Source organism: Bacillota bacterium (assembly GCA_040754675.1).
Lineage (GTDB): Bacteria > Bacillota > Limnochordia > Limnochordales > Geochordaceae > Geochorda.
Genome location: JBFMCJ010000207.1, coordinates 1 through 7075, shown reverse-complemented (window position 1 = coordinate 7075; position 7075 = coordinate 1). Strand labels below are relative to the sequence as shown.

Genomic DNA, 7075 nt, shown 5'->3' with positions numbered 1-7075 from the left:
GCTGCCAGGAGCGCGGAGGTATAGGGATGCTCGGGGCAGCCGAGGACCTGGGTGGCCGGGCCCGACTCCACCACCTGTCCCCCGTACATCACCACCACCCGGCAGTCCAGGGCGGCCGCGGCCCGGAGGTCGTGGGTCACGAGGAGCAGGGCCAGGCCCAGCTCACGCTGTAGCCGGCCCAGCAGGTCCAGGATCTGGAACCGCAGCGTGGCGTCCAGGGCCGTGGTGGGCTCGTCGGCGACGAGGAGCCTGGGCGAGCGCGCCAGCGCCATGGCGATGAGGACCCGCTGCCGCAGGCCGCCGCTCAGTTCGTGCGGGTACTGGCGCAGCCGGGCCGAGGGATCGGGTATGCCCACCAGGGCAAGGAGCTCGGCGGCCCGCTGGCGGACCTGCGCCCTGGGCTTTCGCCGCCGCGGGTCGATGGCTTCCGCCACCTGCCGGCCCACCGTCAAGAACGGGTTCAGCGAGGAAAGGGCGTCCTGGGGCACCAGCGCTATGGCGGCTCCCCGTAGCCCCTCCAAGGCGGGCTCCGGGAGGGCCAGGAGATCCTGCCCGTCCAGGTGCACGCTCCCCCGCACGATGCGCCCGCCCGGCGGGAGGAGCCGGAGCACCGTCAGGGCGAGCGTGCTCTTCCCGCACCCGGATTCGCCTACCAGGGCCACGGTCTCTCCCGGCGCCATCTCCAACGAGACGCCGTCCAGGGCCAGGAATTCCCGGGCTTGCGGCTCGATCCCCCGCTCCGCTGCCGGACGGCCGGTGCGGGTTCCCCGAAGGGCGAAGCCTCCCGGGCGCCGGTACGCCACGGTCAGGTCTTGCACCCGGAGAAGCGGCCCCGGAGGGGTCCCACGCGGGGCCGACGCTGCGGCGCGTTCTCGGAGCTCTGGGAGGATACGGGCCATCAGTGCTGGGCCCCCCTGCGCTGCGGGTCCCAGGCGTCCCGGAGGCCCTCGCCGAGGAGCGTGAACCCGAGCACCGCCAGCATGATCGCCAGGCTGGGCCAGAAGAGGAGGTGCGGGTGGGTGCGAAAGTACGGGCGGGCCTCGTTGACCATCATCCCCCACTCGGGAGTCGGGGGCTGGACCCCCAACCCCAGCAGCGACAGGGAGGAGATCGACATCAAAAACCAGCTCATGTCGAGCGCCGCCACCACGGCGACGTGGGGGAGCACCCCGGGCACGATGTGGCGGAGCACGATGGCCAGGGCCGACAGGCCGGAGACGCGTGCCGCCAGGACATACTCCTGCTCGCGCAGCGACAGGGTGAGGCCGCGTACGAGGCGGGCCTGCGGCACCCAGGAGACGGCCGCCATGGCCAGCACCAGCCCCGACGGCCCCGGGCCCACGACGCCAACCAGGACGAGCCCCAGGATGCGGCCCGGAAACGCCCGGATCAGGTCCGCCAGGCGCATCAGGAGCCCGTCCACCCACCCGCCGAAGTACCCCGCGACCGTTCCCACCGTGAGGCCGAGCCCCAGGGTGATGGCGGCCACGGCTCCGGCCGCCCCGAGGGACTGGCGGCCCCCGTAGAGGAGGCGGGCGAAGAGATCCCGGCCGAGGGGATCCGTCCCCAGCGGGTGGCCTTGACCCGGGGGAAGCAGGCGGGCGGCGATGTCGCCGTCGGTGGGGTCTGCGGCAGCGAGCCAGGGGGCGAGGACGGCGGCCAGCACCAGGCCGACAACGAGGGTTCCGCCGGCAGCGGCGGGGGCCATGTGCGCCAGCCACGCGCCGGCCTGCCGGCCAGCCCGAGCCACCGGGCTAGCGCCCGGCGACACCGCTTCCCCCTCCCTCCAGCGCGATGCGGGGATCCAGAAGCGGGTAAAGCAGGTCCACCGCGAGGTTCACCAGCACCACCAGCGCGGCCATGACCAGGGCGTAGCCCTGAAGCACCGGAAGGTCTCGGGCTCCCACCGCCCGGATGGCCAGCTGCCCCACCCCCGGCCAGCCGAAGATGGCCTCTACGATCACCGAGCCGCCCAGGAGGAAGCCCGTTGCGTTCCCGAGGGAGGTAGCGACGGGCACCAGCGCCGCCCGCAGGGCATGGCGCACCAGGACGGCTCTCCTTGCCAGCCCCCGGGCCCGGGCGGCCAGGATGAACGGCTCCCGGAGCGCTTCCAGGATGCCTGCCCGCAGCAGCCGCGCCTGGCTGGCGCCCAGGCCCGGCCCCAGCACGAGGGCAGGTAGCACGACGTGCCGCCACGTGCCGGCGCCGGTCAGCGGGAGCACGGGCCAGCGAACCGCCAGGAAATACAGGAGCACGAACCCCAGCACGAAGTCCGGCGTGCACTTCAGAAGGAGGGTGACGCCCAGGGTGAGACGGTCCCCCGGGCTGCCGGGGCGGGCGGCTGCCCACGTGCCGAGGCCCACCGCCACCACCACACCGATGCAGAGGGCGACGCCTGTCAGGGTCAATGTGGCCCGGAGCCGGTCGAGCAGCAGAGGGCCCACCGGCTCCCCCGTCTGCCATGACTCACCCAGGTCCAGGCGGATCACCCGCCCGAGCCAGCGCAGGTACCGCAACGGGGCTGGGTCGTCGAGCCCCAGTTGGGCTCGCAGGGCCGCCACCACCTCCGGGGTGGGCTGCCCGCCGCGGCGCAAGATGAGCTCCTCCGCCACGTCGCCGGGGATGAGCCCGGTGAGCAGGAACGTCAGGAGGGTGACGCCCAGCAGCACGGCCGGAAGGGCCAGGAGCCGCCGGAGGGCGTGTCCCAGGGCTGCGGGCACCGCGATTCACCCTCCGGCCGCCCGCCGCGAAACCTTCCAGAGGAGCCGCAGCGGGTCCATGGTCCCGGCGAACTCCCACCCCTCTACGTCCGCCCGGATGACGGTCACCCGGGCCGGGTGGTGCAGGTAGGCCCCGGGGAGGGTATCCATGATGCGGATCTGGATCCGGTCGTACAGTTGCTGGCGCTCGCTGCGGTCCAGGGTCGCCATGGACCGGGCGATGAGCCGATCCAGCTCGGGGTCCCGCAGCAGCGTGCCGCGGCCCCAGGAACTGTAGTACCAGATCAGGTAGTAGTACGGGTCGACCAGGTTCTTGCCGATGCTTCCCTGGGCCGCTGCCTGGAACTCCCCGCGCTTTTGCATATCCCGGATGATGGCCCCGTCGCGCATCTCCAGGCGGATGTCCATCCCCACCTGCCGGAGCTGGGTGCGCAGCGCTTCGGCCACGAGCTTCCAGTCCCGGGTGGGTTCGAAGAGGAGGGTGACCCGGAGAGGCTGACCGTCCCGTTCCCGGATGCCATCGCGATCCGCGTCTATCCAGCCGGCATCCTCCAGCAGGGCCCGGGCCCGGTCGGGGTCGTGGCGGTAGCCCTCGATGGCCGTGTTCGTCCAGGGGATGCTGGCGTCATAGCCGATCGGCCCCCGGGCCGGCACGGCGTAACCCTCCAGCACCCGACGGGTGATGGCCTCCCGGTCGATGGCGTAATTGAACGCCTGGCGGACCCGCAGGTCGTCGAAGGGCGGGCGGTGCAGGTTGAACCCGATCCACTCCAGGGCGCTACCCTCCGTGTTCACCAGCACGCGGAACCGTGCGTCCTGCTCCAGGCGACGGATCTCGTTGTGGGGAATGCCGTACCCGTCGGCCCCGATCACGTCGACCTCCCCGGCCTCCAACGCCAGGATCATGGTGATGGGGTCGGGGATATACTTGACCTCCACCTCTTTGAGGGGTGGCGCCTGGCGCCAGTGGTTCTCGTAACGGGTCAGTACCACGTGCTCGCGCGTGAAGCGGCGCACCTGGAAGGGGCCGGTGCCGATGGGCCGGAGGAGCTTGCCCTGGCCGTCGTAGGACTTCGGGCTCGGGATCACCGTGGAGAAGTTACCGACCACGCTGAGGAAGGGAGCGTGGGGCCGCTTGAGGCGGAAGGTGACGGTGTAGTCGTCCACGACCTGGATCTGGGGCTCGCCGAGCCTGCGCGCCTTGTCCGGGTCCTTCAGGTAGCGCTCGTAGGCCCAGGCCACGGCCCGTGCGTCGAACGGGGTGCCGTCGTGGAAGGTGACCCCCCGACGCAGGTAGAACGTCCAGCGCGTGCCGCTGGGGTCCGACTCCCACCGCTCAGCCAGGCCGGGCTCCAGCTTCCCGTCCGCCGTTTCGAGCAAGAGGGGCTCGTACACGATGGTCGCCAGGAGAGTATCCTCCCGCCCGGGTCCGAAAGGATCGACCCCGATGTAGTCGAGCCCGTGGCCGATAGCGATGCACAGGCGCTGGCCGCCCACGGCGCGCCCTGCAGCAACTCCCGCGGCCGCGTGGCCTTCGCGGCTGCCCGCCCCGGACACACCGGTCCTGCTCCCGGCGCCCACCGCGCGTCCACAGGCCGCCGCAGCGACGAGCCCCAGCACGAGAAGCACGAAGGTGAGTGGCTTCCTGTGGCCTTTCACTTGCCCCATTCCTCTCCCTTGTGAGCGAGTCTGCCGGGCTCGCAGGGGCGCAACGCGACGGCCTCGCCGTCGAGCCTGTCCACCCCGAGCGGTGCCAGGGGCAGCGGGCGCCGCGTCGCGGTGCCGCGCTCGGGGCGACCCGCCGGGACGTCCTCCGAGGCGGCCAGGACCGCCTCTGCCAGCCGGCGGTAAATCCGGGCCAGTTCGGAGTCGGGCGCCCCTTCCATGACCGTTACCCCCCTGTTCTCGCACTCCTGGACCAGCGGGTCCCGGGGGATGGTGGCCAGGAGTTCGGTGCCCAGGTCCTCCTGAGCCGCCCCGGCGACGATCTGCTCCTCGCCCGGGATTCCCCGGCGGTTCAGGATCAACCCCGCCAGCCGGGCATAACCCCGCCCCCGGAACTGGGCCACCGCCTGAGCGATGTTGTACGCCGCGTAGAGGGCCATCCGCTCGCCGGAGGTGACGATGAAGACCTCGCGGGCGTACCCCGCCCGGATCGGCATGGCGAAACCGCCGCAGACCACGTCGCCCAGGACGTCGTACAGCACCACGTCGGGGCGGTACACCTCGAAGGCACGGAGCGCGTCGAACTGCTCGAAGGCGGTGATGATCCCCCGCCCGGCGCAGCCCAAGCCCGGCGTGGGCCCGCCGGCTTCGATGCACAGAACCCCCTGGAAGCCCTCGTGGACGATGTCCGACAGGGCCAGGGTGCGTCGCGTCTTCAGTAGATCGAGCACCGTGACCACCCGGCGCCCGGTCAGGTACAGGGTCGAATCCGCCTTCGGGTCGCACCCCACCTGCATCACGCGCAGGCCCCGCTCCGCCAGGGCTGCGGCGAGGTTGGCGGCGGTGGTCGACTTGCCGATGCCGCCCTTGCCGTAGATGGCAATCCTCCGCATACGCCTTCCTCCGCTACTCGGGCCGTTGCCCTCTTGCCAGAGCTGCGAGCATGTCGTTTGCAAGCACCTGTGCCAGGTACCGGCTGCCCCGAGGGCCCACGAACGGCGTCCCATCGTGGAAGTGCATTCGGTCCCAGGACGGAAAGGAGGCCCGGACGTGCACGAGGGTCTGCGGAGCCAGCTGCTCGTCCTCGCTGCTACCCAGGAGGATATGGGGCTGCAGGTCGGCCAGGGCAGCCGCCAGCCCGTCCTCGCCGGGGGCCACCTGCACGCGGGCGGCGCCTGCCCCCTTTAGCCTCCGCACGGCGTCACCTGCGGGGTCATGCCCCGGGCCCAGGGGAGGCACGGGTAGGGCCACGAGCTCCACCGGCAGCCCCCACTCGCCGGCCAGCAACTGCGTCAGGCCCAGGGCGTAGTCGTATGGCGCGCAGATCGCCAGCCGCAGGTGGTGGTGCATCCCTCGCCAGGGGGAGAGCGTGCAAAAGTCGATCCGGTACCGGCGCAGGTCGCACTCCAGGGCCTCGCGCGCCGGGCCGACACCCAGCACCCCCGCCACCTCCTCCAGCCAGGTGCGCGTACCCTCGGCGCCGAAGGGCAGGCCGTACAGGTACGGGGTTCCGAAGCGCGCCTTCAGAACCTCCGCCGCTTCCAGCCCCACGTCGCGCACCACCAGGTTGAGGTGCGCGGCGCCGGCGCGGCGCAGCGCAGCGACGGAGGTGCCGGCGGAGAGGACGGTCCCCACCCGTACGCCGAGAAGGGCCAGCAGCCGCTCGATCTCCGCCCGGTCCGAGGCCCAGTTGAACGTTTCCCAGGTGGCCCCGATGAGGTTCACCACCGGGCCGCCCCGCCGTGCTGCTCCGTCCCCGGGGGCGGCCGGGCGTGACCGGGACGGGCCCTTTTCCACCACCTCCGCCGCAAGCACTGCCAGGGCTTCGGCCTCGCCCACGGTGTACGGTCCGCGGTACCCCCCGCCGGCGAAGCTCACGATGCGTGCCCGCACCTGGGGCGCAAGCTCCCGCGCGAGAGCGACCGGGTCGGCACCCATGAGCCCGCCCACGGTGACGTTCACCAGAGCGATGACCTCCGGGCGGTAGACCCGGTCCACCTCCAGTACGGCTTGGGCCAGCCGGTCTTCGCCGCCGAGGCCGACGTCGGCCTCCTCGAACCCGGCTGAAAAGAGGGGCAGGGGCCACCTTGCCGGCTGCAGGTCCCGGAGCCCGAGGTAGTCGTAGAAGCTGCACCCGGACGCTCCGTGGCCGACGATCCGGACACCTTCGACCCCGGCCAGGGCCCAGACGACCCCCAGGTAGTCCGTGGGCTGGGGAGCCGTGACGCGCGGGGCGGTCATCGGGAAGGCCTCCCAGCCGCCGCCACCGCGTCCGCAGCCCACCGGGCGGCCTCGTAGCCCCAGCGGGCCCGCGGCGGCTCCGGGTGGAGGTGGCCGATGCCCAGCCCGGCCAAGCTGTAGCGGTCGCCGTGGCCGGCGTAGAGTTTGATGCCCAGAGACCGCAGGAGAGGCGCTAGTTGAGCCGTCCCCCGGGCTAGTCCCACCAGGGGGTCGAACCCCCGTGCCAGCAGAGCGTCGCGCTCGCGGGCGTCCTGCCGGGAGAGGTGGCTTGTGAGGAGCAGCGCGGGTTGGGCCCCTACTTCCGCCAGAAAGCGTGCGGCGCCAAGCGTGCCCCCGGAAAACGCCGCCACGGCGGCGCGCATCCCGGCCACCGCCGCCCGGGCGGTGGCCATGGACCGCCGCGCCGCCTCTCCGGCGGCCGCCACCTGCACACTCAGGTCGACCCCCAG

Annotated in this window: 6 protein-coding genes and 1 pseudogene; all 7 read right to left on the bottom strand. The window is 72.4% G+C overall.

Translation table 11 applies throughout. The features are described 5' to 3' along the window. The coding region (locus AB1609_12585; GenBank protein ID MEW6047298.1) for an ABC transporter ATP-binding protein at positions 1 to 899 on the bottom strand (899 nt) is incomplete at its 3' end. After that, the gene (locus AB1609_12580) at positions 899 to 1771 is read right to left on the bottom strand and encodes an ABC transporter permease (protein MEW6047297.1); all 873 of its coding nucleotides are present in this window, start codon (positions 1769 to 1771) and stop codon (positions 899 to 901) included. The genes AB1609_12585 and AB1609_12580, both read right to left, overlap by 1 nt. Beyond that, positions 1755 to 2720, bottom strand: a complete 966-nt coding sequence (locus tag AB1609_12575) for an ABC transporter permease (GenBank protein ID MEW6047296.1) — start codon at positions 2718 to 2720, stop codon at positions 1755 to 1757. The genes AB1609_12580 and AB1609_12575 overlap by 17 nt, the downstream gene beginning before the upstream one ends. A gap of 6 nt (positions 2721 to 2726) precedes the next feature. Beyond that, positions 2727 to 4379 carry an ABC transporter substrate-binding protein gene (locus AB1609_12570; GenBank protein ID MEW6047295.1) on the bottom strand — a complete coding sequence of 551 codons (1653 nt, stop codon included), beginning with the start codon at positions 4377 to 4379 and terminating at the stop codon, positions 2727 to 2729. A 158-nt stretch (positions 4380 to 4537) separates the two neighbouring features. After that, positions 4538 to 5278: pseudogene (locus AB1609_12565) on the bottom strand (nitrogenase iron protein NifH). A gap of 13 nt (positions 5279 to 5291) precedes the next feature. Further along, positions 5292 to 6626, bottom strand: coding sequence for a nitrogenase component 1 (locus AB1609_12560; protein ID MEW6047294.1), 1335 nt, complete (start codon positions 6624 to 6626; stop codon positions 5292 to 5294). Then, positions 6623 to 7075: hypothetical protein (locus AB1609_12555; GenBank protein ID MEW6047293.1), on the bottom strand; the 453-nt coding region annotated here is incomplete at its 5' end. The genes AB1609_12555 and AB1609_12560, both read right to left, overlap by 4 nt.

What these genes read in the sequence shown, in the direction of transcription:
- AB1609_12560 (MEW6047294.1), bottom strand. Translation starts at nt 6,626, where the DNA reads ATGACCGCCCCGCGCGTCACGGCTCCCCAGCCCACGGACTACCTGGGG.